This is a genomic window from Deinococcus aquiradiocola, from assembly GCF_014646915.1.
Lineage (GTDB): Bacteria > Deinococcota > Deinococci > Deinococcales > Deinococcaceae > Deinococcus > Deinococcus aquiradiocola.
In genome coordinates, this window is the sequence record NZ_BMOE01000005.1 from 66,264 (window position 1) to 92,814 (window position 26,551).

Consider the following 26,551-nt stretch of genomic DNA (forward strand, 5'->3'; position numbering starts at 1 on the left):
ACGGAACGGCCCTGATACGGGGCCGTTCCGTCTTCGCTCGTCTCGCCTCGGGCCGGGCTATACGGGTTTGATACGCACTCCGATTGAATCCCGCGGTGTTTGCGGGTTCAATCCGACCAACGGGAGAAGGATCCAGGACGTGTTCCGGGCGATGGACGTGCAGGCGGCGCGTTCCCGACTGTACGGGAATTGGACGGAACACGTATGATCGATTCCAGGGACGCCGGGAACAGCAAAGGCATCCGTTCCTGGGCAGGACAGCGCCCTGCAGGACGCCTGCCCGCTTCCACCTCCTCAACACCGTACTTGTTGGTGCCCTTGTCGCTCGGCTGAACTCCAAAAGTTCAGATCAAAACCAGATTATTGATACCGGCAGAAATCCGAGCCGACGAGAATCGGAATGATGAGAGCGACCTTCCGCTCTCAACACATTTGGGAGGTTGATATGTCTGTGGTCGCTGCCAAGCGAAGTGACCTCAATCTATGCCGGTATCAATAGAGTGTGCACAGGAACCTGCGTTGAGGCGTGTACCCTATAGTGGGTGCTATCACCACAGGGTTCGCGCCTTTGAACCGTCATTTGGACGGCGAATTTCACAGTATTATTCTACACTGTAACCGAGAATGAACCGGACAGTACAATACATCCTACAGTTAAAACATTTCTAGATCCGCAAAAGTGAGACGTAATGATAAAAGTCATGTGGGAAGTAAAAAAACTTACCTCGAAATCGATTATTATCGGCTCAATCGGAGGTCTTCCCAATCTCAAACGCCCGAGGGAATATCCAGTATGCAAAATATGCGGCGAAGATCTAGTATATTATTTTACATTCAATATCGACCATATACAAACAGGAATCTTCTTTAGTGTATTTTATTGCATTAAATGCACCGGTAATACGACTCCAGACCTCCCTACAAGTCTTAACTCGCGAGTCAGTTATGAAGAATGTTCTGACTTGCAGCGTGAATACAGAATATTTTTCCATCCAAACGAGGAATGGATAGGGAGTATTGTTTCACCTCTGGTTCCTGCGACAATATATGGAAGTCATTCAAGACTACTTAGTTGGGCTCAAAGTCATATGGCTGGTCGCCCGTCTGACGCAGAGTTGTCCCAAAATGAACCGGGAGTATTTATGCTTCAAATACGAGAACCCGTGGGGCTAAAATTTCCGGTTATAAAAGATTCTCCAAATCAACAAGCGTATGTATTATTTTCTGACGATGAGGAGTTTCCGTACAGAGGATATTATACCTTTATTAATGAGATACCCGCATATTTTTATGCATCTGTCTCTAAAGATAATGAAATGTGCGGATTTATTATCACCGGGCGCTTTTGAAGTAAACAAGTACAACTTTTTAGGGCTGCGCAAGATATTGCGCGGGGACGGCCAGGACGACGCTTATTGATACCGGCAGAGACCCGAGTCGACGAGAACCGGAATAATGAGAGCGACCTTCTGCTCTCAACACATTGGGGAGGTCGATATGTCTGTGGTCGCTGCCAGGTGAAGTGACCTCAATCTAAGCCGGTATCAATATTCGGCGGGGGCGTACCAGTTGCGGTCCCAGCGGTGCCGGTACAGCTTCTGGAGCTGCGTGTCGCTCAGGCCCTTGCCGTCGGCGAGTGCGGCGTTGCGTTCCACGTTGCGTACGGAGCGCATGCCGACGATGACGGTGCTGACGGCCGGGTGGCTCAGCACGAAGCGCAGGGCGGTGGCGGGCAGGTCGGCCGTGCCGATGCCGAGGTCCTGTTCGATGGCGCGCAGGTGGCCCTGCAGCTCCTCCTTGCGGTTCCCGCCGAAGTACACGTTGCGGAAGTCGTCGGCGTCGAAGGTGGTGTCCGGCGTGATGTTGCCGCTCAGGGAGCCTTCGTCGAGGGCGACGCGGACGATCACGCCGACGCCGTGCGCGCGGCAGGCGTCGAGCAGGCGGTCCTGGGGCGTCTGGTCGAAGACGTTGTAGATGACCTGCACCGTCTCGACGACGCCCGCCTCGACGGCCCGGACGGCGTTGTCCGGCTGGTGGTCGTTGATGCTGATGCCGAAGTGCCGGATCTTGCCGTCGCGTTTGAGTTGCGTGACGGCGTCCTGCCAGTCGCCCTGACCGAGCCAGCTGTCGTCCCAGACGTGGAACTGCTGCACGTCGAGGGTGGTCATGCCGAGGTTGGCGAGGCTGGTGTCGGTGCTGGCGATCACGTACTCACCGGGGAAGACGTCCTGCACGCTGCTGCCCGGCTGGGCGGGCCAGATGCGGTTCTTGGGGGGGATCTTGCTGGCGACGAGCGTGCCGGGGTTGGCGCGGGCGACCTGTCCGACGAGCTGTTCGCTGTGGCCTTCGTTGTAGGCGAGGGCGGTGTCGATGAAGTTGCCGCCGAGGTCGATGTAGCGCTGCAGGGCGCGGGTGCTTTCCTGGTCGTCCGCGCCGACCCACTGGGTGCCGCCGATGCCCCAGGCGCCGTAGCCGACCTCTGAGACCATCAGGCCGGTCTTGCCGAGGGGGCGTCTGAACATGCTTGCGGTGGGGTCGGGGGTGGTCATGTTCCTTCTGTAGCCCGCAGGGTGTGCGGGGGGCAAGCCCTGTTTCCTTCATCAATTACAAGCGTAATTTTTTATTCCGCTTTACTTGACGTTTGTAAGTGTCTGGCGCTAGAGTGACCTGAAATGATCGGCGGCGCCCGCCGTGCCCCGCCCGGACCGACCCGCCACCCAGGAGTGTTCATGACCGAAGCAGCCCCCCTCATCCCGGCCCGCAGCTGGGCCATCATCGACAGCACCCTGCGCGAAGGCGAACAGTTCGCCCGTGGCAACTTCAAATCCGACGACAAGATCGAGATCGCCCGCGCCCTGGACGCCTTCGGTGCCGAGTTCATCGAACTGACCACCCCCATGGTCAGCGCCCAGACGGCCCGCGACATCCGCAAGATCGCCGACCTGAACCTCAACGCCAAACTCCTCACGCACGTCCGCTGCGCCATGGAAGACGTGCAGCGCGCCGTCGACACCGGCGTGGACGGCCTCGACCTGCTGTTCGGCACCAGCAGCTTCCTGCGCGAGTTCTCGCACGGCAAGAACATCGCCCAGATCATCGAATCCGCCCAGAAGGTCATCGGCTGGCTCAAGACCAACCACCCCACCCTCGAACTGCGCTTCAGCGCCGAGGACACCTTCCGCAGCGAGGAAGCCGACCTGATGGCCGTGTACAAGGCCGTCTCCGACCTCGGCGTGCACCGCGTCGGCCTCGCCGACACCGTCGGCGTCGCCACGCCCAGACAGGTGTACACCCTGGTGCGCGAGGTCCGGAAGGTCATCCACGAGGACTGCGGCATCGAATTCCACGGGCACAACGACACCGGCTGCGCCGTCAGCAACGCCTACGAGGCCATCGAGGCGGGCGCCACGCACATCGACACCACCATCCTGGGCATCGGGGAACGCAACGGCATCACGCCGCTCGGTGGGCTGCTCGCCCGCATGTTCACCTTCGACCCGCAGGGCCTGATCGAGAAGTACAACCTCGAGATGCTGCCCGAACTCGACAACATGATCGCCCGCATGGTCGGCCTGCCCATCCCGTGGAACAACTACCTGACCGGCGAGTTCGCGTACAACCACAAGGCCGGCATGCACCTCAAGGCCATCTACCTCAACCCCGGCGCGTACGAGGCCATCCCCCCGCAAGTGTTCGGGGTGGGGCGCGTCATCCAGGCGGGCAGCAAGGTGACCGGCAAGCACGCCATCCAGCACAAGGCCCGCGAACTCGGCCTGCACTACGGCGAGGACGCTCTGCGCCGCGTCACGGACCACATCAAGGCGCTCGCCGAGACGGACGAACTCGACGACGCGCACCTCGAGAAGGTGCTGCGCGAATGGGTCAGCGCGTGAAGGGTGCGCCCACACGTGACGCCGTGAACCGTACCCCTGCACGCGACATACTGCCCGCGTGAACGACCACCCCGCCCCCTACCGCGTCCTGTCGCCCGCCCGCGTGCCGGGCGGCAAGACCGTCACCGTATTCCCCGACGTGCACGGCGACCTGCAGGCCCGCGCCGCCGCTGCGGGCACGCCCCTGAGCGTCTTCGTGCAGCACGTCAACGTCTCGGACGTCGTGCTGCGCGTGTTCACGCCCGACCGCGAGAAGGGCGACAGCGACAGTGGCGCCCTCGCGGCCCTCTCGTGGCTGTTCGGACGGCAGGAGATCGGTGACCTGACGGACGTCACCATGGGCGGCGACACCACGCCCGCCCAGATGTGCGGCGGCGAGTGGCTGCTGCGCCAGGGCGACCCGCAGGTCCAGCCGCAGGACGTGCCGGACCTCGCCCACCTGCTCGGCCTGCAGGCCGCCGGACCCGCGCACGTGGCCCGCATCGCCCGCCCGAACCTCGCCGTGGCCCTGCCCGGCCTCCCCGACCTGCAGCGGGCCGCGCCCCACCCGGACGCCGTCCGGCAGCTGGGCGAGGCGACCGGCACGACCGGCCTCATCCTGTACGTGCCGGGCGGCGCGGCAGACCTGGGGCGCGCCGACGTCAGCTTCCGCGCCTTCGGGCCGCTGCGCGGCTTCACGGAGGACGCCGCCAGCAGCAACATGCTCGCCTGCCTCGTCGGGGTGCTCGGCGCGCGTGGGCTGCTCCCAGAAGGGAACCTCCTCACCGCGCACCAGCTGCGCCCCGGCCAGCCCGCCCGCCTGCAGGCGCAGTACGTCGCCACGCCGGACGGTGCGGAAGGCGTCTGGGTGGGCGGCACCGCCCGCCGCGAGGACGCAGGGGCCGACACCTGAACCGGGGACCCGTCCGGGCTACTGGTTGCTGAGGAAGGCCGCCTGGTTGCGGTAGAAGTCCCGCACGGAGAACGTCGTGAACTGCCCCACCACGTCGAGATGATCGACGTTGTTCAGCCGTCCGAGCCGGTACCACTGGCCCGGCTGCGTGACCGTGCCGGGCGTGTACTCGCGGTACGTCTGCCCGAGCGGCGCGTTCATGACCTTGACGGGCACGATGCCGTCGTTCTCCCACCAGCTGCTGTCGTACGTGAAGGCCCCGCGCAGGCTGCGCCCGCCGAGGTTGCCCAGGCCGGGGCTGAGCGGCCACGCGTACGGGTACGCGATCGGCGCGAAGATCGGGTTCGTCTGGGCGGTCGGGTACTGCCAGCCGCTCAGCAGGCCCCGGTACGTGGACACCGTCTCCCACGAGAAGTACCGGGTGTCGGGACTGCGCCCGATGAAGGCGTTCTCGGCGCTGGCCGAGTCGGGCTCCAGCGCGTACGCGGCCTGGTCGGTGCTCTTCCAGAACGGCTGGGCGGGATCGAAGACGCGGTCCGTGTAGCTCTGGAAGCTCTCGCCCGCCTGCCGCCGGAAGCCCCACTGCCCCAGGTCGAAGTTGTAGAGGGTGCCGTTGCCTGCCCCGGCGGTGCCTGCCAGGGACAGCACCAGGTCCTTCAGGAAGGGCAGCATGGTCTGCAGGTTGTCGGCGGCGGGACTGCCGGTGTTCGTGCCGGACACGGTCATCACGGACTTCACCCAGCCCCTGCGGCCGCCCGTGTAGAGGTTGCCGTTCGCGGCGTTGGCGGGGCTGCCGTCTTCGAGGAGTTTCACGAGCAGCAGCGAGGTCGGTCCGCCCAGGCTGTGCCCGATCAGGTTGACGGGGTGCTGCGCGTCCCACTGCGGGTAGAAGCCGGGGTAGCACTTGTCCGGGTCGCTGCGGCTGTGCCCGGCGCTGCTGGCGTGCGCCGCGCCGTAGTCCACGCAGCCGCCCTTGATCTGGGCGTACAGTTCGGCGGCCCGGTCCCAGTTGCTGCTGATGGGGCCGACGCTGGCGGTGTGCACGCTGTACCCGAGGCGTTTCAGGTCTTCCTGCACGTCCACCTGCAGGCCCCCGAAGTACGGGACGCCGAGCGCTTCGCTGCGGCCCCAGCCGAGCAGGCCGTGCACGAGCACGATGGGGACGCTTCTGTCGCCCGTGGCCTGCGCGGTCATGCCGGTTCCGCCGGGGGACGTGCGGGACAGGTCGGTGGTGGGGCCGGGCGTGCCGGGTTCGGGCGTGGCGGTCCGGGCCGCGTCCTGGCGGGCCTGGTACGTGTCGGGCGGCGTGGCAGTGGGGGTGGCAGCGGTGCCGACCGTGGTGCTGGCGGCGCCGGTCGTGCCGGTCGGTGCGGCGGGACCGCAGGCGGCCAGCAGGGCCAGTGTCAGCAGGGGCAGGGCGCGGAGGGCGGCGGTGAGGCGGGACGCGGGACGTTCCTTCGGTGCGGGCATGGGCACTCCTCGGAAGACTGGGAACTGTGGACGGCGCGGTCCGCAGGCGGGCACGCGCGGCCTGGGAGGCCCTGGGCGTGGCTTGCCGTGCGGTCCGTGCCGTCCGGATGGCGGACCGGGGCGGGGCTGGAGCGGGCGGGGTCCGTGGAAGGGTCCACGGGGCGTCGGGTTGTGTGGTTCGCTGCTCATCGTGACAGACGGGCCGCCCGGTTTCTGGACTGTAAGTGCAATTTTGGACCGCGCCGCCGGGGCAGGGTGGAGGGTGGTGGGGTGCGTCCTGCCGCCGTGCAGGGCGGGCCTGCCGTGCCGGGAGGCTGTCTAGACGGGACGTGTCACCCGGCGGGGAAGGCGTCCGGGGGCGCGGGCGTCCGGGAGTACAGTCGGGACATCCTGAACGCCTCCCCCTACATCCATCCACCCTCACTCCTCCAGGCGTGCCGGCGACCCCGCCACGCGGCGCGGCCATGACTTCCAGCCCGGCGCAGCCAGGGCTGCCGGACGTGATGCCGGACCTGCCGCCGCCCACCCTGCGCGACTTCCGCCGGGACTTCTCCTTCAGCGCCGCGCTCGCCGGACTGGTGGCGGTGGTCGTGAGTTACAGCGGCAACATCGGCCTGTTCGTGTCGGCCTTCGCGGCGGGCCACTACAGTCACGCGCAGGCGGTCAGCGCCATGACGGCCATGTACCTCGGCATGGCGCTCGTCGGGGCGGTGCTCAGCTGGCGGTACCGCGCGCCAGTCGTGACGGGGTGGATCTCGGCGGGCCTGGCGATCCTGGTGCAGGACTCCGGGCGGTTCACCGTCCCGGAGATCGTGGGGGCGCTGCTGGCGAGCGCCGCCCTGCTGGCCGTTCTGGGCGTGACGGGCCTGTACGACCGCCTGACCCGCCGGATTCCGCCGCCGCTGTCGGCGGCGCTGCTGGCGGGCGTGCTGCTGCCCTTCGTGCTGCGCGGCGCGGCGGCCACCGCGACCCTGCCGGGCGTGGTCGTGCCGATGCTGCTCACGTACGTCGCGCTGCGGACCCTGACGCCGCGCGCCGCCGTGCCGGGCGTGCTGCTGGTCGGGGTGCTCGCTTCGGCCCTGACGGGAACGCTGCACCCGCTGCCCGCCGGGAGCCGGGTGTGGGGGTCGCTGCACGCGGTCGTGCCTGCCTTCAGTGCGCTGTCGTGGCTCAGCCTGACGCTGCCGGTCACGGTGCTGGCGCTGGCGTCGCAGCACCTGCCGGGCATGGAGATCCTGCGCCTGAGCGGGTACCGGAACGTGCCCGCCTCGCCGGTCGTGGGCGGCACGGGCCTGATGGCGTTGCCGCTCGCGGTATTCGGGAGCATCGGGATCACGGTGGCCGCCATCACGGCCGCCATCTGCACCGGGCCGGAAGCGCACGCGGACGTGCGGCGGCGGTACGTGGCGGGCGTGATGTGCGCCGTGTGGTACGCGCTGCTGGGCGTGTTCGGCGGCGCGGTGATCGTGGGGGCCGGGGCGCTGCCGCTGCCGATGATTCAGGCGCTGGCAGGGCTGGCGCTGCTGGGCACGGTCGTGAGCGCGGTGGTGGCGGCCCTCGCCGAGGCGCGCTGGCGGGAGAGCGCGGCACTGACGCTGGTGGTGACCGCGTCGGGCCTGAGCCTGTGGGGGCTGAGCAGTCCGCTGTGGGGGCTGCTGGTGGGCGGCCTGAGCGCCGTGCTCATGCGGCGGCGGGAGAATCGGGCGTCCCGCTGACGTGCCCGCCTGCCGCTCCGGCGTGAACCCCGGCAGCCGGGTTGGCAAACGAAGCAGATTCCTCTAGAATTCCTTTCATTTGCAAGACTCTCCGGTCTGCACGCCACCCCACCCCCAGGAGCACCCCATGACCGACCCCACCCCGGCCCCCACACCCCACACCCCCCCACAGACCATGGCCGAAAAGATCCTCTCGCACCGCGGCCACCACACCGTCTACGCCGGACAGCTCGCCGTGGTCGAAGTGGACCAGGTGATGGTCGTCGACAGCATCGCCCAGAGCTTCATCGAACGCATGACACGCGACCTCGCCGCCGTGCCGAAATTCCCCGAGCGGGTCAGCATCGTCATCGACCACGTGGCCCCGGCCAGCACGGTCAGCGTGGCACAGGCGCAGAAGGAGGCGCGGGAATACGCCCAGCAGACCGGCGTGCGCCTCTTCGATGTGGGGCGCGGCATCTGCCACCAGGTCCTGATGGAAGAGGGCCTCGCCCGGCCCGGCTGGATCGTCCTCGGCAGCGACAGCCACAGCACCACCTATGGCGCCGTCGCCGCTTTCGGCACCGGCATGGGCGCCACCGACATCGCTCTCGCCGCCGCCAGCGGCAAGATCTGGCTCCGCGTTCCCGAAAGCGTCAGGGTCACCTTCACCGGCGACCTGCAGACGGGCGTGAGCGCCAAGGACGTCGCCCTCGAAATGATCCGCCGCCTCGGCGCGGACGGCGCCACCTACATGAGCATCGAAATGCACGCCGGCGACCGCTTCACGCGCGGCGAACGCATGACGCTCGCCAACCTCTGCGTCGAAGCGGGCGCCAAGGTCGGCCTCGTCGTGCCCGGCGGCGAGATCCTCACCGACTACGGCTACGACGTGCCCGAATGGATCTACCCCGACGACGGAGCCAGCTACGTTCAGCAGATCGAGATCGACCTGAGCACCCTGCGCCCCCGCATGAGCGCCCCCAGCGAGGTCGACAACGTGCACGACGTCGCCGACCTGCGCGGCATCAAGGTCGACCAGGTGTTCATCGGCACCTGCACCAACGGCCGCCTCGACGACCTGCACGCCGCCGCCGACGTCCTGCGCGGCCACCGGGTGGACCCCACCACCCGCCTGCTCGTCATTCCGGCCAGCAGTCAGGTGATGGAAGACGCCATGGCCGACGGCACCCTCCTCACGCTCATCCAGGCGGGCGCGGTGCTCGGCACGCCCGGCTGCGGCCCCTGCATGGGACGCCACCAGGGCGTCCTCGCGCCCGGCGAGGTCTGCGTCAGCACCAGTAACCGCAACTTCATCGGCCGCATGGGCGACAAGGACGCCAAAGTCTATCTGGCCTCGCCCGCCGTGGCCGCCGCGACCGCCATCATGGGCCGCGTGGCCCTGCCGGAAGACATCCTGAACGCCGGATGACGCCGCGCACGCCACACGACGCGCCACGCGGCGAAACGCTGTCCCCCGGCGAGGTCCATGCATGAACATCAGACTCGACCACAGCGTCCTGCACGTCACCGACTGGGACCGCTCCAACGCCTTCTACCGTGACGTGATGGGCGCGGAAGTCATCCCGCGCGGCGCGGGATTCTTCTCCCGCTTCGGGAAGGCGCAGCTCAACCTGCACGGCCCCGGTCTGAGCCCCACCCCGCTCTCGCGGCATGGTGTGGCGGTCGAACTCGGCCCGGTGCCCCGTTTCGGTGCGGGCGGCGAGGGCGTCAGCGTGTACTTCCGCGACCCGGACGGCAGCCTGCTGGAATTCATCAGTTACGAGGGCCGCCCGTGACGACCCTCCCCATCTACCAGATCGACGCGTTCACGCGGCGCGTGTTCGGCGGGAACCCGGCGGCCGTGATGCCGCTCCCCGCCCCGCTTCCGGACGCGACCCTGCAGGCGCTCGCCGCCGAGAACAACCTGTCCGAGACGGCCTTCCTGACGGGCGGTCCGGGCCGCTACGGTCTGCGGTGGTTCACGCCGACGCAGGAGGTGAACTTCTGCGGTCACGCCACGCTCGCGGCCGCGTGGGCCGCGTGGAACGTGCTGGGTGACGACGCGCCCCACCTGAGCTTCACGACCCGTATGGGTGATCTGCGAGCCGGGAGCGGCGAGGACGGCGCGGTGCGCCTGGACCTGCCGCGCCTCGATCCGGTCCCCACGCGGCGGACCTGCGCCGAGCTGCAGGCCATGCTGGGCGTGCCGGTCCGGGAGGTGTTCGAGGTGACGGGCGGGAACTTCAGCGTGTTCGCGGTCCTGGAGTCCGAGACGGCCGTGCGGACCCTCGTGCCCGACTGGGCGCGCCTGGGAGACATCGACGACCTCGTCGTCACGGCCCGCGCCGACCCTGGCAGCGGCGCGGACTTCGTGTCGCGCTGCTTCTGCCCCGGCATGGGCATCCCGGAGGATCCCGTGACGGGCTCCACGCACAGCACCCTCACTCCGTACTGGGCGGCCCACCTGAACCGCACGGTCCTGCAGGCCCGGCAGGTGTCGGCGCGCGGCGGGGCACTGCGCTGCGAGCTGCAGCCGGAGCGCGTGCACGTCAGCGGGCACGCCGTCCTGTACCTGCAGGGCACGGTAACCCTGCCGTCCCTGGAGGGGGAGGGCGGGTGACGGGCGCGGTGCGGGCGCACCCGGCGCACCTGCGCGCGATCCTGACGGTGCCGCTGCGGCCCGGCACGGACGCCCGTGACCCCGCGTTGTGGGCGCGGACGCTGCCCACGTGGACGTTCACGGACGTGCGCGGCCCGGACGGGCGGCTCGTGCCGGAGGCGGAGGCCATCGTGCGGCTGGTGTCGCCCGCCGATCAGGGGCAGGTACGGGCGGGCGCGGTGCTGCTCGCGCACGCGCTGCAGTCGAGCGATCCGCCGCCGCTGCTGGCGCACCTGACGCCGGACGGGCGGGCCGTGACGCTCCGCGTGTTCGCGCGGTACCTGACGGAACTGCAGGCGCTCGCGGAACGCGTGACGGAGGCCCTGTCGCGCGAACCGGCGTTCCTCGTCACGCCGGACCTGCGGGTCATCGTGGCGATCGTGGTGGACGGCGTGCGGCACGACCTGACGGGTGGCCGCGTGCAGCCGGGCCGGGGCGGCGCGTGGCGCAGCTTCTATCACGGCAACAAGTACGCCGTGAATGTCACGCTGGGCGTGCTGCTCGTCACGCTGGCCGTCGTGCTGGTCTTCACGCCGAGCGCGCCGTACACGCCGCTCGGGAAGGTCTACGGCCTGAACGAGCGGGTGCTGTCGGCCGTGCTGCTCAATGCCCTGCTGCTGGGGTCGCAGTTCATGTCTTTCGTCCGTCACCGTGCCCTCATCGTGTGGGAACGCCCCTAGCGCGCCCCTGTGACCGTGGAGCGGTTCCCGGTCACGTCAGGCGCGCACGTTCCGCCCGCCCACCCGCACGCCTCAAAGGAGAACCAGCATGCCCCGAATCTGGAAATTTGGCGATTCAGTCAACACCGACGACATCCTTCCCGGCAAGTTCGCGCCGTTCATGGCGGGCGAGGACGTCTTTCAGACGTTCGCCTTCCATTACATCCGCCCGGAGTTCGCGGCGCAGGTGCGGCCGGGCGACCTGCTGATCGGCGGGAAGAACTGGGGGCTGGGCAGCAGCCGCGAGTACGCGCCGCAGGCCCTCAAGAAACTGCAGGTGGGCGGCATCGTCGCGCCCAGCTTCGCGCGCATCCATTACCGGAACCTGCTGAACCTCGGCATTCCGGCCTTCGAGGCGGACCTGACGCACGTGCTGCACGACGGGGATGACGTGACGCTCGACATGGAGAGCGGCGAACTGCGGCGCGGGCCGGACGTGTTCCACCTGCCGCCCGCCCCGGAGTTCCTGCGGGAGGCGCTCGCGGAGGGCAGCATCCTGGCGTTCTACAAGAAGCACCAGCGGTTCCCCGGAGAGAAGGAAGGCTGACACCGGCCCCGCCGGGTTCCTTCCCGGAAAGGAATTGCCCCGCACACGGGCGGGGCGTCTGCTCAGGTGGCGTGCGGGAGGACGGCGTCCGTCACGGCAGCCGCGACCGCGTCCTGCACGAGGGCCGACAGCAGCATCGGGTCGGCGGGCGGGAGGGTGCCGCTGCTCAGCATGAAGGCACTGTCGCCGTCCCAGGCGGTGTGGCTGGGCCGGATGACGCGCGCCAGGGCCGTCTGCGCGGCGTCCGCGAGGCGTTTCGCTTCGGGCTTGCCGAGCAGGTGCTGCGTGACGACGGCGACGAGCGTGGTGCTCTCCACGTCGCCGGGCGTGAACGCGGTCGCGCCCGGCCCGCTGCCGGGACCGGCGATCACGCGGCCCGCCCCGTCCAGCACGTCTCCGATGGGGTTCACGACCGCGACCGCGCCGACACTCACGCCGTGCCGCGACACGAACGCGCTGCCCAGCCCGCCGGGCGACGTGTGGGCCGGACCCAGGTACTTCCCGGCGGTCGCGCCCGTCCCCGCGCCCACCCGCCCGCGCGGGACGGGCGCGCTGCTGGCCGTGCTGGCCGCGAGGTACCCGTGCTCCTCCAGCGGGCGGGCGCGCGGGTTCCCGACGCCCAGGTCGTAGATGACGGCGGCCGGGACGAGCGGCACGCGCGCGAACGGGGTGGGGTGCCCCACGCCCTGCTCTTCCAGCCAGCGCACCACGCCGCTCGCGGCGCCCAGCCCGAAGGCGCTGCCGCCCGTGAGCAGCACGGCGTGCACGCGTTCCACCTTCTTGTCCGGGGCGAGGAGCACGCCCTCGCGCGTGCCGGGGCTCGGGCCGAGGAAACTCGCGCTCGCCACGGCCCCGTCAGGCGGGCACAGCAGGACCGTGCAGCCGGTCCGGGCGACGGTGTCCGTCCAGTGCCCGACCAGAAAGCCGGGAACGGCCGTCAGGGTGGTGTTCGTCATGCTGACGCCCATCCTAGAGCACCAGCACTGAAGCACCGGTCATGGACACGCGGTCTGCCGGGCACAGCGGGGCAGCGACGTGCCGGAGCGGCCAGGGCGGTATGCTCGGGCATGACCGACACCGCACCGCACGGGACCTTCCGGGTCGAGCCGCTCACGTTCACGTCGCTGGACCGTACCCTGCGGGCGGAACTCGTGAAACCGGACGGGGACGGTCCCTTCCCGGCTGTCGTCGTGATTCACGAGGCGTTCGGCCTGAACCGCAACATCCGCGAGGTCGCGCAACGCTTCGCGGCCGAGGGGTACGTGGCGCTCGCCGTGGACCTGTTCTCCGGCCGGAACGCGGCCGTCTGCATGGCCCGCTTCATGGGCGGCATGCTCCTGAACTCGCTGGACCACGCGGGCATTCACGACCTGCGCGCCGCGCTCGACCTGCTCACGGCGCGCGGTGACGTGCGACAGGACCAGCTGGGCGCGGTCGGGTACTGCATGGGCGGCAGTTTCGCGGTGGCGCTCGCCTGCACCGACGGTCGCCTGAAAGCCATCGCGCCGTACTACGGCATGAACCCGCGCCCGCTGGAGGCCGTGGAGCGCTCCTGCCCGGTGGTCGGCAGTTACCCGGGCCGGGACTTCACCACGCGCGCCGGGCAGGCGCTGGAGGCCGAACTGGACCGCGCGGGCGTCCCGCACGACATCAAGGTGTACGAGCACGCCAGACACTCCTTCAACAACGATCACGCGCCCAGCTACGACGCGGCCGCCAGCCGGGACGCGTGGGAGCGCACCCTGAAGTTCTTCGCGCAACACGTGCGCGGCGAACCTCGCCCCGCCTGAACCGCCCCGTGCGGCGTGCGGGGCCGGGTCAGCGCGTGCCGCGTCGCCGCAGCAGCAGCGCGAGCCGTTCGGGCGTCATGCGGTAGTACGGCTGCCCGCCGATCCGCACGACGGGCGCGTCCTCGGCGTCTGCGCCGCACTGACTGAGGGCCAGTTCGGTGTTGCCGTCCGACGTCACCATGCCGGGACTGATCCGCAGTTCGTTCCAGATCGTCTCGAGAAGCGCCTCGCGCACCTCCGGGTTCAGTCCGTCAATACACAGTTCGATGCGGGTCACAGGCATGGACCGCCATCCTAGCCCAAATGAGGACTCTCTGTGGAGTCGCGCTGGCCGCGCCCACTACACTGAACGCATGACGTCCGAGCCCGCCCCTGTTCACCCTCACGGTCCCGATCCCCTGGGCGCGGCCGGCCTGCAGGTCGGCGTGCCGCTGCGCCTGCACGGCGACGACGCGCAGCGCGAACTCGGTCAGCGCCTCGCGCCCACCCTGCCCGCCGGAACCGTCCTCTTCCTGGAGGGCGAGCTGGGTGCGGGCAAGACGACGCTCTCGCAGGGCCTCGCGCTCGGGCTGGGCTTCACGGGCCTCGTCAGCAGCCCCACGTACGCCCTCATGCAGGTGTACCCGGTGCCGCACGGGACGCTGCTGCACGTGGACGCGTACCGGGTGCGGCACCCGCAGGAACTGTACGAGATGGACCTCGAACGCCTGATCGCCGAGGCCCGCCTGAGCCTGATCGAGTGGGGCGAGGCCTTCTACGACGATTACCCGGACGCGCCGCTGCTGCGTCTGTCGCACGTGGACGGCGAACCGGACGTGCGCGACCTGCTGCGCGTCCGCTGAACGTCCGCTGCCGTGGATCAGCAGTGCGGGCCGCCCCATCACCGGGCGGCCCGCACTGCCGAGCGGCTGATTTCAGTGGCCGGTGGCGGCGAGCGGGACGGGCCGCAGGCGGCGGCGCATGCCTTCGGCGTACTCGCCGAACTCGAGCAGCAGGTCGCGCACGTCGCCGCGCAGGTAGTACTGCCCGCCCGGCATGGGCGTCAGCGCCAGGAACGGCGGGCGGCTGAGCGTCTCGAGGACGCTGTGCAGTTCGGCGGTGTTCACGCCGCTGCCGAGCCGTTCCGCGAGGCGGGGGACCTGCACGAGGCTGTGTGCGGGCTGCTGCGCGAGCGTCAGCAGGACGTGCGAGAAGCTGCCGCGCTGCGCGAGGTGCGCACTCACGAGTTCCGCGACGCTCTCGACGCTCTCCTGATCGAAGGACCCGGTGTTCCAGTACCCGCGCAGGTCGATGGGGGAGAGGGGCGCGAGGCGCGCGTGTTCCAGCAGGGCGTCGAGCGCGGCGAGCGTGAAGCGCGGGATGCCCTGGGGGCGCTCGTCCTCGCGGGTGAGGAGCGCCATGTAGTCGCAGGGTTCGCGCCACGCGGGGGTGGTGAGGGCCTGCGGGGTGGTGGCGAGCAGGACGCTGTAACTGTGGTTGCCGAGCTCGGCGCGCAGGCGCACCACGCCGCTGCCGAGGTGGTCGCAGGTGTAGCCGGTCAGGCGCGCGAGGGTCGCGAGTCGGTCCTCGGCGCCCTCTTGGGCGGGCGCGGGCAGCGTGACGGTCACGGGGGCGTTCTGCGGGCGGGTCAGGGTGGCGGCCGCGGCCGTGGTGGCCGGAGCGCTGGCCGTGCCGGTGGGCGCGGGCGTGACGGGCAGGCGCACCACCTGCGGGGCAGGCGTGCTGTGCGGCTGGCCGCCCGGGCGGGTGGTGATGGCCGTGACGCTGCCCGTCTGCGCGGGCTTCTGCACGGCGGGGCTGGCCGGAGCGGGCGTGACGATCGGCTGTGCGGTGGCCTGCGAGGTCTGGGGCTGGACGGCCTGGGACTGGACACTCTGGGGCTGGGGGGCGGCGTCCGCGTCCTGCTGGGCGCCGCTGTGGGCGGCTGCGGGCCGGTCGGCGCGCACCTGCACGGTCCGCGTTTCCCCGGAGGGTTTCTGCGCGGTCTGCGGCGCCGCCTGGGTCTGGCCGGTCTGCCCACCACGGGTGAGGACCGTGCCGCCTGCGGCCGTGCGCGCGTCGGAACGGGCGTCCGTACGGGCCTGCTCCGCCTGCACCTGTTCGGCGCTCACGCGTTCGGTGCGGACCTCGCGGACGTGCGGGGTCGCGTGGATCACGACGCGTTTCTCCAGCACGGGCGGCGGGGTCGGGGCGGGCCGCGCGGGGCGGTCGCTGCTGGGGGCGGGGCGCGCGTGCGGTTTGACGATGCAGTCCACCGTGAATTCCCGCTCGCCTGCCGGGGTGAGCAGCAGCACGTCGTTCACGCCCATGTTGTGCGTCCGGTACAGGTCGCCCATGCCGGTCACGCGGCCGCGCGGGCGATCCACCGTGACGGGGAAGCGTTCGCCGCGGCTGTCCTGCAGGGTCAGGGGGCCGTCGTGCGGGAACAGCGGTTGCAGGTACTTCAGCAGCCGCAGGCTGCCTTCGGCCAGGCAGGGCCGGGTGATGATGTACCGCGTGGCGTGCTCCGTGACGTTCTTCTGCCCTGCGTTCTCTGCCGCGTCCATCAACTGTTTCCCCCGTTGCTTCGTGCAGATTCCTGGGTCCGGAATCCGTGATCTCGTTCCTGAATCCGGACCGGATGGAGGCCCGGACATCTCTGACCGACTGGGTGTGCCGGACCGTGCGGGTCCCGCCGTTCACCTGTCAAGCGTGGCCGCTGCGCGGCCCGCTTCACAAGATACGTCCTACTGTACCGAATAACTCAGCCTACAGCATGTCGCAGGGCCGTTGTGGCCTGTCATCCGCCCGGAATGTATGTCATGCGCGAAATCACACTTTATTTTTATGAAGTGGCGGAATATGGCAGTGATGTGAGGGCACGCACACCGTTCCACAGCGCACTCCGAGGGGAACGCCGCATGTTCCGGCTTATAGTGACCTGACTTCACCCGGCCGTGGGACGGCCACGACCGGACGGAACACCAGGGAAGGCCAGCGGAATGCAGGCGTGCGAAGGAGCGTGGGCGGCTGTTCGGGACGGTGGGAGTACGGGACATTCTGGACGTGCTGCTGGTGGCGGCCCTGATCTACCAGGGGTACCTGCTCGTCAACGGGACGCGCGCCGTGAACGTCGTGCGTGGCGTGGTGATCTTCGCCGCCATCTGGCTCCTCAGTTCCCTGGCGGGCCTCGCCGCCCTCAGCTACCTGCTCGGCCGGGCCGGAACGGTCGGCCTGTTCGCGCTCGTGGTGGTGTTCCAGCCGGAACTGCGCGCCGCGCTCGAACGCCTGGGCCGCCCGCGCACGCGCGGCACCGGGCGCGGCAGCGCGGCCCTGCTGGACCTGTCGCGCGCCGCCGAACGCATGGCGGAACGCAAGACCGGCGCCCTCATCGCCATCGAGCGCCTCACGCCGCTCGGCGAGTACGCCCTGAGCGGCGTCACGCTCGACGCGCAGATCAGCGCGCCCTTCCTGGAGGCGCTGTTCGCGCGCAACGCGCCACTCCACGACGGCGGCGTGATCGTGCAGGGCGACCGCGTGGTGGCCGCCGCGTGCCTGTTTCCGCTGCAGGCGAGCGACGGCACGTACCGCCGCTACGGCACCCGGCACCGCGCCGCGCTCGGCCTGTCGGAACTGACGGACGCCGTGGTGCTCGTGGTGAGCGAGGAGCGCGGCAGCATCCGCATCGCGCTGCAGGGACGGCTCGGGCCGGAACTGACGGTCGGGGAACTCCGGGACCGCCTGCGCGAACTGGTGTATGAGGAGACGCTGTGACCCCCACGACCCGGCCCGCCGGAACGCACGGAGGCGCGCCGTGAGCTGGCAGGGCACCGTGCGCCGCTGGACGCGCCCACACTACCTGTGGCGGCGCGCGACGCACAACCTCCTCCCGAAACTCGCGGCGCTGCTCGTCGCGCTGCTCGTGTGGCTCGTCGCGACCGCCGACCGCCGCGCGAACATCGAGGTGGGCTTCGACGTGCCGCTGGAAGTGCGCGACACCACGGGCGGCAGCAGCAAACGCGCCGTCAGCGACCTGCCCGCCACGGTCCGCGTCACGCTGAGCGGCCAGCGCTCCCGGCTGCAGGGCCTGCAGGCCAGCAAGATCGAGGCGACCGTGGACACCACCGGCGCGCAGGAAGGCAGCTTCAACCTGCCGGTCGAGGTGCGCGCCCCGGACGGTACGAAGTCCCTGCGTGTGCTGCCCGCGCGCGTGCAGGGCTTCGTGGACAGCCAGCTGACCCGCCGGATCGCCGTGACGCTCAGCGTGCCCGCCCCGCCCGCCGGGACCCTGCCGCGCTACGCGCTCAGCCCGCGCGTGACGCTGGTCAGCGGCCCGAACCGCCTCGTGAAGACGGTGGAGCGCGTCATCAGCGAACCGCTCGCGCTGGACCCCTCCGAGGAGGGCAGCGGCAGCCTCGTCGCCCTGAACGCGCAGGGCGAACCGGTGACCGGCATCACGCTCAGCCCACAGACCGTCACGGTACGCCGCACGGACCTCGGCACGCTGCCCGTCCGGACGATCGGTGTGGTGCTGTCCCCCGCGCCCGCCACCCTCACGGTGGAGAGCCGCGTGACGCCGTCCACCGTGCGCGTGGTCGGCCCGCCCGCCCTGCTCGCGCAGCTGAGCAGCGTGACCGTGCCCGTCACGTACCGGCCCGGTAAGGCCCGCCTCACGCCGACCCTGAAACTCCCGGCGGGCGTGCAGGCGCTCGACAGCGTGGTGGTGGACCTGACCGTCCGCACGAAACAGGCCCCCTGATGCGGCCGGCGCACGCGGCTAATTTACCGGTTTGTCCCGGACTGTGAAGTGGGCCGGGCGCGTGCTGCGGCGTCTCAAGGAAAGGTTACATCTGCTGCACTGCTCTCATGAACGCGCGGGTACAGTGAGGGCGTGAAGAAGGAGCTGAAAGAATTTTTCGACCGGTTGCGCGAGGCCCTGCGCGGGCAGCGTCCACTGCAGCCCGTGCCGATCCCGGTGCGTGTCCGGGACCGCTGAAGTCCCGCATCCTGACCCGCGACCGCTGTCCCTGACCCCCCGCCCCACCTGAAGATCTTCGCTGCCTGACCTCCAGGGCGACCCGGCACTCCCGGGTCGCCCTGTGCTGAGGAGGGCCGGAGTGGAGGAGCGGGCGGGCGCGCGGGTTCATGCACGCCTCTGCGCGCTCATGTGTTTCCCACCGGGTGACAGGGTGGAGACTGCTCCAGACCGGCACGGTCTGTACCGCCACCCCACCGCAAACGCCGCCCACCGTTCATGAAATTCACCCCACCTTCCCGCAGATTCGCGTCAGGACGGCCTGCGTATACTGGCCCGGTGCAGTTTCCCACCCCCCACCGCCACCGCCGCACCCTGAACCTCGGGCACCGATGGTCGGCCCACCTCCACGCCGCGACGCGACTGGCCCGCCCCCTCCTCCACCCCTGGCGGGCCATGTTCCTGCTCGCCGCCACTGCCCTGACCGCAGCTCCCGCGCACGCCTACAGCAGCGTGCAGCTCCAGGCCGTCATCGACCAGGGCGCCGCGTACCGCAACGGCGACGCGCTCACCCTGCAGAACCCGCCCCGCATCATCCGTGGCCGCACCATGCTCCCGCTGCGCGAGGTGGCCGCCGTGCTCGGCCAGACAGTCCTCGGGGACACCGCGCAGCTCACGCTCGGCCGCCTGAGCCTCGACCCGCGCAAGATGCAGGCGTACCTTGACGGCACCCCCCAGCCCGCCGAGACGGTCGGACAGGTCGGCAACGTCGTGTACGTCAGCGCCCGCCTCCTCGCGGACGCCCTGAACGCCAACCTCAGCTTCTCCGACGACGGCCGCACCCTCACCCTCACCGCCCTCCCGCCCGGCGGGAACCCGCTCGCCCCGCAGGCGCGCTTCAGCACCGACAAGAGCACCTACGCGCCCGGCGAACGCGTCGTGTACACCGAGTACGCCTTCGACCCGGACGGCGCCGACCTCACCAGCCGCAAATGGACGGGCCGTCAGGACGTGTACTTCCAGCCGGGCACGTACACCGTCACGCTGCAGGTCACGAACGCGCGCGGCCTGAGCAGCCAGCCGTACACCCGCACCATCACCGTCACGGGCGCCCCCATCGACACGCCCCTCAGCTACGCCCTCAAGTACGCCACGCCCGGCGACACCTTCGCCGACACCCGCGTCCTCACGTACCCCGCCCTGAACGGCCAGAGCGTCCAGGGCCCCGCCATGCCGCTCCTCTTCAGCGACAGCCCCGAAGCGCCCACCACCAGCGGCGTGCTGTACCAGGACTCCCTGAGCGGCCAGGCGCGGCTCCTCGCGTACCATGTCAACGCACTGACCGTCCCCGCGCGCCTGTACGTCGTCGCCCGCAACCTCGAGAGCCGCCCCGTGGAGGTCCGCACCGACCGCCTCGGCGAGACGGCCCCCACCCGCATCGAGGGCCTGCTCGGACAGGTCACGCTCCTCGACTACTTCGCGTCCAGCGACAGCCAGAGCGTCACCCTGCAGCCCGGCCAGAGCGTCGCCGTGTACGCCAGCCCCACCCTCGGCAGCGGCAGCGGCGTGAACATGATGCAGGACATCAACGCCTCCGGCCGCGTGGAACTCACGTACCTGATGCTCGAAGAGAACCTCCCGCCGACCGCGCAGGTCATCCAGCAGCTCCCCTTCCTCGCGCCGGACGGCAAGCACCAGCGCGGTACCTTCGCAGGCGCCGTCCGCACCATCCGCGTGAACCTCACGCAGTTCCCCGCCCGCCTCGTCATCGGGGACGGCATGGTCGACCCGGCCCTCACCGGCACCGACGCCCTGACCGGCCAGCCGCAGCGCCTCACCGGCAACTACGGCGTGCTGTACGACATTCAGGTGGTCGGCGCGGCCGGGACCGCCGTGGCCCTCAGCCCGCGCGGCGGCCTGTACCGCGGCGCCATGAACATCCAGGACGGCCCCGTCACGCAGGCCATCAAGCTCCCCAAGGTCGGCTCGACCGGCACGCCCGACAGCCCCACCCTGCTGTGGCGACCCGCGTCGAACGTCTTCAACATCGACTTCGTGCCCGCCAGCGGCAGCAACCTGCCCATCAGTCTCGTGTTCTACAAGTCGAGCAGCCCCAGCGTGTTCGGCGGCGTCGTCAAGCACTACACGCCCTGACCCGCCCGCCCCAATGCCTCAGACGGTTTTGAGCTGAACTTGTAGAGTTCAGCCGAGCGAAGCGAGTACCAAAAAGTACGGTTTGGAGGAGATGGAAGGGATGTCGGTGTTGTTTCCGGCATCCCTGGAATCGGATCAAAACCGTATCAGACGGAACTCGCCGCCCGGACCCACCAGTCCGGGCGGTCCTGCTGCAGGGCCGACGCGGCCTCCTCCGCCTGTGCGCGCGACGCGGCCAGCGCGAAGCACGTGCTGCCGGACCCGCTCATCAGCGCCGAGTGCAGGCCCGCGCCCGCCAGGGCCGAGAGTGCCTCCGCGATCTCCGGATGACGGGCCGTCACGCCCGGCTGCAGCGCGTTCAGGTACGGGAGCGGCAGTCCCACCACCTGCGCCATGCGGACGGCCCCCACGTCCAGTGGCGGCGTGAACGTCCCCGCGTCGTCCAGCCAGCGGTACGCGTCGGCCGCGCTGACGGCCGTGCCGGGATTCAGCAGCACCAGATGCAGCGGCTGCAGCGCGACCGGCGTGCGCCGCTCCCCGATGCCCTCCACGAGCGCCGCGCCCGGCGTCAGGAAGAACGGCACGTCCGCGCCCAGCTGCACCGCCAGCCGCTCCAGGTCCACCCCGGCGGGCCGGAGGCGCGCGAGGGCCAGCAGCGTGCCCGCCGCGTCGCTGCTTCCGCCGCCCAGTCCCGCCGCGAGCGGCAGGCGTTTCTCCAGCACGATGTGCGCGCCGCCGTCCAGGCCCGCCGCGTCCAGGTACGCGCGCGCCGCCCGGTACACGAGGTTCCGGTCGTCCGTCGGCAGGTCCGCGCCGCGCACCTCCAGCGTGAGGGTGCCTGCGGGCGCGACGCTCAGCGTGTCGCCCACGTCGAGCGGCACCATCAGGGTGTGCAGCCGGTGGTACCCGGCGTGCGGCTCGCCACGCGGGACGATCCCCAGCACGCTCAGGCCGAGGTTGATCTTGGCGGGGGCGAACACACGCAGCGCGGAACCCATGACGGCCAGCGTAGCAGCTTCCCTTCCCGCTCAGGCTCGGACGACACCTGACACGTCCCGCGCCCCCGCACGCTGGCACAATGGGTCGCGTCCCCCACACCTCGCGCCCCTCACCCCGTCCCGGTCCCCTGGAGAACCCATGCCTCACGCCCGCCCCGCCGCCCCCGCTCTCGCCCTTCTCCTCGCCTCCGTCCTCGCCGCGTGCGGGGGAGACGTCACGTCTGTCCCGGGCGCCGACATGAGCGTCCAGGCGCGCGAGGTGTTCACGCTCACGAACGCCGTCCGCACGCAGGGCATCACCTGCCGCGGCGTCACGTACCCCGCCAGTCCCGCCCTGACCGAGGACCGCAACCTGAACTTCGTCGCGCAGCAGCGCGCGCAGGACATCGCCCGCACCGGCGAGTTCGTGCACGACCCCAAGCAGTCCAGCAGTTACGTGGCCCTGATCGAGGGCATGCGGTACAGCACCGTGTACCCGTACACCGACATCGGCGAGAACCTCGGCATGGCGGGGACGGCCACCAGCGTCGTCACGCAGTGGCAGGCGAGCGTCAAGGGGCACTGCGAGACGCAGTTCACCGGCATCTACATCGACCCGGCCGGGCAGCAGCGCCCCGGCTTCAGGCGCATGGGGGCGGGAGAGGCCGTCAGTGGAGGCGGTCAGCACTACTGGGTGACGATCTTCTCCCGCTGACGAGGGTGCCGCTCATCCGGCCGCAGGGAACGGGTCGCCGAGGCTGGACAGGGGAGAGCCGCTCCCGGTCCTTCAGGGCTGCGCGGCGTCCCACATGGCAGCCAGCGCCTCCGCGAGCTGCAGGTCGCCGGGCGTCGTCACCTTGAACAGCGTCGCCTCGCCCGGCACGAGCGTCACGGCGTGCCCCGCCCAGTGCAGCAGGCCCGCGTCGTCCGTCGCGGCGTGCCCCTCCCGCGCCGCCCGCGTGTGCGCGGCGAGCAGCCAGTCGCGGCGGCCCGCCTGCGGCGTCTGCACCGCCCACAGGCCCGCCCGCTCGACCCGCTCGCCCCACCCGGTCCCGTCCGCCCGGACGAGCGTGTCCGCCACCGGGAGCGCCACCGTCGCCGCGCCCGACGCGCGCGCCGCGTCCAGCACCGCACGCACCGTGCCTGCCCCCAGGAAGGGCCGCGCCGCGTCGTGCACCAGCACCACGTCCGCGTCCGACGCTTCCAGCAGCAGGCGTACGCTGTCCTGCCGCGTCCCGCCGCCCGTCACGGCCCGCGCGCGCACGCCTGCGGGCAGCGTCTCGCCTTCCGGCAGGGCCACGATCACCTCCGACACGTGCGGCCGCAGGGCCTCCACCGACCGTTCCAGCAGCGTGCGGCCCGCCACCGTCACGTACGCCTTCGGGCCACGCCCGAGCCGCGTGCCGGACCCGGCCGCCGGAATGAGGGCCGCCACGCGCCCGGCGCTCACCGGGGCGACTCCCAGCGCCGGAAGCCCGGCACGTCCAGCCCGAACTGGTCGAGCAGGCGCGCCGTCACGAAATGCAGCAGTTCCTCCACCGACTCCGGCGCGTGATAGAAGCCCGCGCTGGCCGTCATGACGGTCGCGCCCGCGTCGTGCACGGCCAGCATGTTCAGCAGCATCGGGCGCGGCAGGGGGTCCTCGCGCAGCGCCAGCACCAGCCTCCGGCGTTCCTTGAGCGTCACGTGCGCCGCGCGCGACAGCAGGTTGTCCGCGAAGCCGCCCGCGATCTTCGCGAGCGTGCCCGCACTGCACGGCACGACCAGCATCCCGTCCGTCCGGAACGACCCGCTCGCGATGCCCGCCGCCAGATCCCGGTCGTCATAAACGTGAGATGCGAGCGCCGTCAGGTCCGCCAGCTGCGGCCCGCCCTCGGCACTCATGACGCGTTTCGCGCCGCTCGACACCACCAGATGCGTCTCCACCCCCAGTCCATGCAGGGCCTGAAGCACGCTCAGCGCGTAAGGAATGCCGCTCCCGCCCGAAACTCCGACGACCAAATTCATGCCCGCCAGCGTAGCAAGTGCCCGCCACGCACACTGCACGAACGCACGCCACGCCGCGCCCCCACCCCCGCAAACCTGAAGACAAGCCCAAAGTCGCCGCGCGCACTCATGCTAAGATGGCCCAAATGGACGAGCCTCCCAGTTCTCATTCTGGCCAGGGCCGCGCCCTGGAACTCCAGGCCCCATTGCCTACACCGCCCGCGGGCGGCGTTTTTGCTGTAGGTTCCGCGCAGGCGGACGCAGCGAGACGGGCAGACCGTTTCGATCACCCGGACAGGACGTCCGGCGGAACGGTGGCGCGTTGGAGCGTGCCTACCCAATGAACGACATTCTAGGAATCGTGGCGCTGGTCGTGCTGGTGCTCCTCAACGGGTTCTTCGTGGCCGCCGAGTTCTCCCTCGTCAGCGTCCGCCGCACCCGCATCGACCAGCTCGCCGAGGAAGGCAACACCGCCGCCCGCGCCGCCCAGCGCGCCATCAAGAACCTCGACCTCGTGATCGCCGCCACGCAGCTCGGCATCACCATGGCGAGCCTCGGGATCGGCTTCATCGCCGAGCCTGCCATCGAACACCTCGTCAGCCCCCTGCTGCGCGACGTGGGCATCACCAGCGAGAAGACCATCCACGCCTTCGGCTTCGGCATCGCCTTCGCGATCAGCACCGTGCTGCACATCGTGTTCGGCGAACTCGCCCCCAAGAGCCTCGCCCTGCAGCGCAGCGAACAGGTCGCCATGGCCGTCACGCGCCCCCTGCTGGTGTTCGCCACCGTCTTCCGCTACGTCATCATCTTCCTGAACTTCCTCGGGAACAGCGTCGTGCGCCTCTTCGGCATGCGGGCCGTCACCGGGCACCACACCGCGCACTCCGAAGAGGAGATCCGCATGATCGTGTCCGCCAGCAGCCAGGAAGGCGTGCTGGAAAACGACGAGAAGGAACTGCTGTACAACGTCTTCGACCTGTCCGACACCATGGTCCGCAGCATCATGACGCCCCGCGTCGACATGATCGTCACGGACAGTGCCGCGCCCCTGCGCCGCCTGCTCGAACTGAACACCGAGCACGGCTACTCCCGCGTGCCCGTGTACCAGGACACGCCCGACAACATCGTGGGTGTCGCGCACACCAGCGACGTGCTGCGCCACCTCGAAGACCTCGACCACATGACCATCGCCGAACTCATGCGCCCCACCTTCTACATCCCCGAGAGCATGCGCATCAACGACCTGCTCAAGAAGATGCAGGAAAAGAAGAGCCACATGTCCATCGTGGTGGACGAGTTCGGCGGCACCACCGGCCTCGTCACCCTCGAAGACGCCCTCGAAGAGATCGTCGGCGAGATCTACGACGAGGACGACGAGGAAGAGGAAGTGCTCGTGCAGGTGCTCGGCGAGGGCCTGTACCTCATGGACGCCTCCGTCGACGTGGACGAGGTCGAACACCGCCTCGGCATCGTGCTCGACGAGGAGGAGGAGAACGAGTTCGACACGCTCGGCGGCTTCGTCACGCACCACTTCGGTGACATCCCCGAGACGGACGCGCGCTTCATGCACAACGGCTGGTGCTTCACCGTCGAGGAGGCCGACCAGCGCCGCGTCATGAAGGTCCGCGTGGAACGCATGCCGGAACCCGTCCTCGGTGAACTTGAGGCAGAATCAGCCCGTGAGTGACGTGAACCCCACCCCCCCCAGCCAGGCCGCTCCCGACCCGGAACTGCTGAGCGCCGCGCAGGCCGCCTTCCGGAACGCCTACGCCCCCTACAGCCACTTCCACGTCGGCGCGGCCCTCCGCACGCCTGACGGCACCGTCTTCAGCGGCGCGAACGTCGAGAACGCCAGCTACGGCCTCGGCCGCTGCGCCGAACAGTCCGCCGTGCAGGGCATGGCCAGCACCGGCGGACGCGACTTCACCAGCATTCTCGTGTACTCCGAGAGCAGCCCGCCCGCCAGCCCCTGCGGCGCGTGCAGGCAGGTCCTGTTCGAATTCTCGCCGGAAGCGCAGGTGACGTGCGTGAACCACCTCGGCGAGACGATCGAGGGACAGGTCAAGGACTTCCTGCCGCACGGCTTCCGCCTGGAACACTGACCACCGACCCCACACCCTGAACGAGGAGAGGGGCGCGGCCAATCCTGGCTGCGCCCCTCTCTGACGGCCCGGCCACCCCCGTGTCGTTCACGAGGGGTGGCTGCAAGCGTGTCTTACTCTTCGTCCTCGTCGTCGTGCATGCCTTCGCCGTGCGCGTGGCCGTGCTCGAGTTCCTCGGCGGTCGCGTCGCGCACGTCCTTGACGGTCACGTCGAAGTTCAGGGTCTGACCGGCCAGCGGCGGGTTGAAGTCCACCGTCACGTCGTCACCGCTCACGGACACGACCGTGAAGGGGTTGACGCTGCCGTCCTCCGCCTGCGCGAAGTAGCTCGCGCCGATCTCCACGTCGTCGTCGAAGTCGGCGCGGGGGAGCACCTGCACGTTCTCGTCGTCGCGCTCGCCGTAGCCGTCCTCGGGCGACACGGTGACGCTCAGCGTGTCACCCGCCTCGTGCCCTTCGAGGGCCGTTTCCAGGCCGGGAATGATGTTGTTGTGGCCGTGCAGGTACACGAGCGGATCGCCGACCTCACTCTGATCGACGATCTCGCCGTCCACCTTCAGCACGTACTCGATTTCGACCACCTTGTCTTGAGCGATTTTCATAGTTGATCCTCCTGCGTTGGCCACATCTTGCGACGCCAAAGCATACCGTGAACGGCGCGCACCTGTACCGGCCCGGCAAGAGATCGCCTTAAGGTGTGCTATACTCTGG

The 26,551-nt window shown here is 69.6% G+C and carries 26 protein-coding genes; 17 read left to right on the forward strand and 9 right to left on the reverse strand.

All coding sequences use genetic code 11. The features are described 5' to 3' along the window. Window positions 1-689: 689 nt before the first annotated feature. Window positions 690-1,349: a hypothetical protein gene (locus IEY33_RS09015; protein WP_188962571.1), complete on the forward strand. Its 660-nt coding sequence runs from the start codon at window positions 690-692 to the stop codon at window positions 1,347-1,349. A gap of 195 nt (window positions 1,350-1,544) precedes the next feature. Here the strand turns inward: IEY33_RS09015 and IEY33_RS09020 are convergent, their stop codons facing one another. After that, window positions 1,545-2,549: an aldo/keto reductase gene (locus IEY33_RS09020; RefSeq protein WP_229670891.1), complete on the reverse strand. Its 1,005-nt coding sequence runs from the start codon at window positions 2,547-2,549 to the stop codon at window positions 1,545-1,547. Window positions 2,550-2,729: 180 nt separating this feature from the next. On the opposite strand from IEY33_RS09020, the gene lysS reads away from it, so the two are divergent. Beyond that, window positions 2,730-3,893, forward strand: coding sequence for a homocitrate synthase (lysS, locus tag IEY33_RS09025; RefSeq protein ID WP_188962574.1), 1,164 nt, complete (start codon window positions 2,730-2,732; stop codon window positions 3,891-3,893). 58 nt (window positions 3,894-3,951) lie between these two features. Further along, window positions 3,952-4,785 (forward strand): PhzF family phenazine biosynthesis protein, encoded by an 834-nt coding sequence (locus tag IEY33_RS09030; protein ID WP_188962577.1) that lies wholly within the window; start codon window positions 3,952-3,954, stop codon window positions 4,783-4,785. Between the two features lie 18 nt (window positions 4,786-4,803). Here the strand turns inward: IEY33_RS09030 and IEY33_RS09035 are convergent, their stop codons facing one another. Further along, on the reverse strand, window positions 4,804-6,255 hold the full coding sequence (locus IEY33_RS09035) for an esterase/lipase family protein (protein ID WP_229670892.1): 1,452 nt from the start codon (window positions 6,253-6,255) through the stop codon (window positions 4,804-4,806). 464 nt (window positions 6,256-6,719) lie between these two features. Here IEY33_RS09035 and IEY33_RS09040 point away from each other — a divergent pair, with 464 nt between their 5' ends. The 6 genes from IEY33_RS09040 to IEY33_RS09065 all read left to right on the forward strand — a co-directional run bounded on the left by IEY33_RS09040 (window position 6,720) and on the right by IEY33_RS09065 (window position 11,877). Further along, a complete protein-coding gene (locus IEY33_RS09040; RefSeq protein ID WP_229670893.1) occupies window positions 6,720-7,970 on the forward strand; it encodes a benzoate/H(+) symporter BenE family transporter in 1,251 nt (416 codons plus the stop codon). A gap of 127 nt (window positions 7,971-8,097) precedes the next feature. Further along, window positions 8,098-9,381, forward strand: a complete 1,284-nt coding sequence (locus IEY33_RS09045) for a homoaconitate hydratase family protein (RefSeq protein ID WP_229670894.1) — start codon at window positions 8,098-8,100, stop codon at window positions 9,379-9,381. A gap of 61 nt (window positions 9,382-9,442) precedes the next feature. Further along, window positions 9,443-9,748, forward strand: coding sequence for a VOC family protein (locus tag IEY33_RS09050; protein ID WP_188962579.1), 306 nt, complete (start codon window positions 9,443-9,445; stop codon window positions 9,746-9,748). Beyond that, window positions 9,745-10,572, forward strand: coding sequence for a PhzF family phenazine biosynthesis protein (locus IEY33_RS09055; protein WP_188962581.1), 828 nt, complete (start codon window positions 9,745-9,747; stop codon window positions 10,570-10,572). Before IEY33_RS09050 ends, IEY33_RS09055 begins: the two co-directional genes overlap by 4 nt. Beyond that, window positions 10,569-11,291, forward strand: a complete 723-nt coding sequence (locus IEY33_RS09060; protein WP_188962583.1) for a hypothetical protein — start codon at window positions 10,569-10,571, stop codon at window positions 11,289-11,291. The genes IEY33_RS09055 and IEY33_RS09060 overlap by 4 nt, the downstream gene beginning before the upstream one ends. Before the next feature lie 88 nt (window positions 11,292-11,379). Beyond that, complete coding sequence (locus tag IEY33_RS09065) at window positions 11,380-11,877, forward strand: LeuD/DmdB family oxidoreductase small subunit (RefSeq protein ID WP_188962585.1); 498 nt, start codon at window positions 11,380-11,382, stop codon at window positions 11,875-11,877. 62 nt (window positions 11,878-11,939) lie between these two features. Here the strand turns inward: IEY33_RS09065 and IEY33_RS09070 are convergent, their stop codons facing one another. Then, window positions 11,940-12,833: a P1 family peptidase gene (locus IEY33_RS09070; protein WP_188962587.1), complete on the reverse strand. Its 894-nt coding sequence runs from the start codon at window positions 12,831-12,833 to the stop codon at window positions 11,940-11,942. A gap of 111 nt (window positions 12,834-12,944) precedes the next feature. Between IEY33_RS09070 and IEY33_RS09075 the strand changes: the two genes are divergently transcribed. Then, window positions 12,945-13,667, forward strand: a complete 723-nt coding sequence (locus IEY33_RS09075) for a dienelactone hydrolase family protein (protein WP_188962591.1) — start codon at window positions 12,945-12,947, stop codon at window positions 13,665-13,667. 28 nt (window positions 13,668-13,695) lie between these two features. Here IEY33_RS09075 and IEY33_RS09080 read toward each other — a convergent pair whose 3' ends face one another. Then, window positions 13,696-13,950, reverse strand: a complete 255-nt coding sequence (locus tag IEY33_RS09080; protein ID WP_188962594.1) for an NAD(P)H-dependent oxidoreductase subunit E — start codon at window positions 13,948-13,950, stop codon at window positions 13,696-13,698. Window positions 13,951-14,020: 70 nt separating this feature from the next. Here IEY33_RS09080 and tsaE point away from each other — a divergent pair, with 70 nt between their 5' ends. Beyond that, window positions 14,021-14,509: a tRNA (adenosine(37)-N6)-threonylcarbamoyltransferase complex ATPase subunit type 1 TsaE gene (gene tsaE, locus IEY33_RS09085; RefSeq protein ID WP_188962597.1), complete on the forward strand. Its 489-nt coding sequence runs from the start codon at window positions 14,021-14,023 to the stop codon at window positions 14,507-14,509. A 72-nt stretch (window positions 14,510-14,581) separates the two neighbouring features. On the opposite strand, the gene IEY33_RS09090 is transcribed toward tsaE, so the two are convergent. After that, complete coding sequence (locus IEY33_RS09090; RefSeq protein ID WP_188962939.1) at window positions 14,582-16,213, reverse strand: hypothetical protein; 1,632 nt, start codon at window positions 16,211-16,213, stop codon at window positions 14,582-14,584. 475 nt (window positions 16,214-16,688) lie between these two features. On the opposite strand from IEY33_RS09090, the gene cdaA reads away from it, so the two are divergent. From cdaA to IEY33_RS09105, 3 genes are all read left to right on the forward strand, one after another. Beyond that, window positions 16,689-17,420 carry a diadenylate cyclase CdaA gene (cdaA, locus tag IEY33_RS09095; protein WP_229670895.1) on the forward strand — a complete coding sequence of 244 codons (732 nt, stop codon included), beginning with the start codon at window positions 16,689-16,691 and terminating at the stop codon, window positions 17,418-17,420. 40 nt (window positions 17,421-17,460) lie between these two features. Beyond that, the gene (locus tag IEY33_RS09100; RefSeq protein ID WP_229670896.1) at window positions 17,461-18,405 is read left to right on the forward strand and encodes a CdaR family protein; all 945 of its coding nucleotides are present in this window, start codon (window positions 17,461-17,463) and stop codon (window positions 18,403-18,405) included. Between the two features lie 672 nt (window positions 18,406-19,077). Then, window positions 19,078-20,775, forward strand: a complete 1,698-nt coding sequence (locus IEY33_RS09105) for a stalk domain-containing protein (protein WP_188962944.1) — start codon at window positions 19,078-19,080, stop codon at window positions 20,773-20,775. A 146-nt stretch (window positions 20,776-20,921) separates the two neighbouring features. Here IEY33_RS09105 and IEY33_RS09110 read toward each other — a convergent pair whose 3' ends face one another. Next, window positions 20,922-21,773: a 4-(cytidine 5'-diphospho)-2-C-methyl-D-erythritol kinase gene (locus IEY33_RS09110; RefSeq protein WP_188962602.1), complete on the reverse strand. Its 852-nt coding sequence runs from the start codon at window positions 21,771-21,773 to the stop codon at window positions 20,922-20,924. Window positions 21,774-21,912: 139 nt separating this feature from the next. Here IEY33_RS09110 and IEY33_RS09115 point away from each other — a divergent pair, with 139 nt between their 5' ends. Beyond that, complete coding sequence (locus tag IEY33_RS09115) at window positions 21,913-22,467, forward strand: CAP domain-containing protein (protein WP_188962604.1); 555 nt, start codon at window positions 21,913-21,915, stop codon at window positions 22,465-22,467. A 72-nt stretch (window positions 22,468-22,539) separates the two neighbouring features. On the opposite strand, the gene ispD is transcribed toward IEY33_RS09115, so the two are convergent. Then, window positions 22,540-23,202, reverse strand: a complete 663-nt coding sequence (gene ispD, locus IEY33_RS09120) for a 2-C-methyl-D-erythritol 4-phosphate cytidylyltransferase (RefSeq protein WP_229670897.1) — start codon at window positions 23,200-23,202, stop codon at window positions 22,540-22,542. After that, the gene (locus IEY33_RS09125; RefSeq protein ID WP_188962606.1) at window positions 23,199-23,759 is read right to left on the reverse strand and encodes a UbiX family flavin prenyltransferase; all 561 of its coding nucleotides are present in this window, start codon (window positions 23,757-23,759) and stop codon (window positions 23,199-23,201) included. The genes ispD and IEY33_RS09125 overlap by 4 nt, the downstream gene beginning before the upstream one ends. Before the next feature lie 319 nt (window positions 23,760-24,078). Here IEY33_RS09125 and IEY33_RS09130 point away from each other — a divergent pair, with 319 nt between their 5' ends. Both IEY33_RS09130 and cdd read left to right on the forward strand, forming a co-directional pair. Beyond that, a complete protein-coding gene (locus tag IEY33_RS09130) occupies window positions 24,079-25,425 on the forward strand; it encodes a hemolysin family protein (RefSeq protein ID WP_188962608.1) in 1,347 nt (448 codons plus the stop codon). Next, on the forward strand, window positions 25,418-25,840 hold the full coding sequence (gene cdd, locus IEY33_RS09135) for a cytidine deaminase (protein WP_229670898.1): 423 nt from the start codon (window positions 25,418-25,420) through the stop codon (window positions 25,838-25,840). The genes IEY33_RS09130 and cdd overlap by 8 nt, the downstream gene beginning before the upstream one ends. Before the next feature lie 113 nt (window positions 25,841-25,953). Here the strand turns inward: cdd and IEY33_RS09140 are convergent, their stop codons facing one another. Continuing rightward, complete coding sequence (locus IEY33_RS09140; RefSeq protein ID WP_188962611.1) at window positions 25,954-26,442, reverse strand: FKBP-type peptidyl-prolyl cis-trans isomerase; 489 nt, start codon at window positions 26,440-26,442, stop codon at window positions 25,954-25,956. Window positions 26,443-26,551 lie beyond the last annotated feature (109 nt).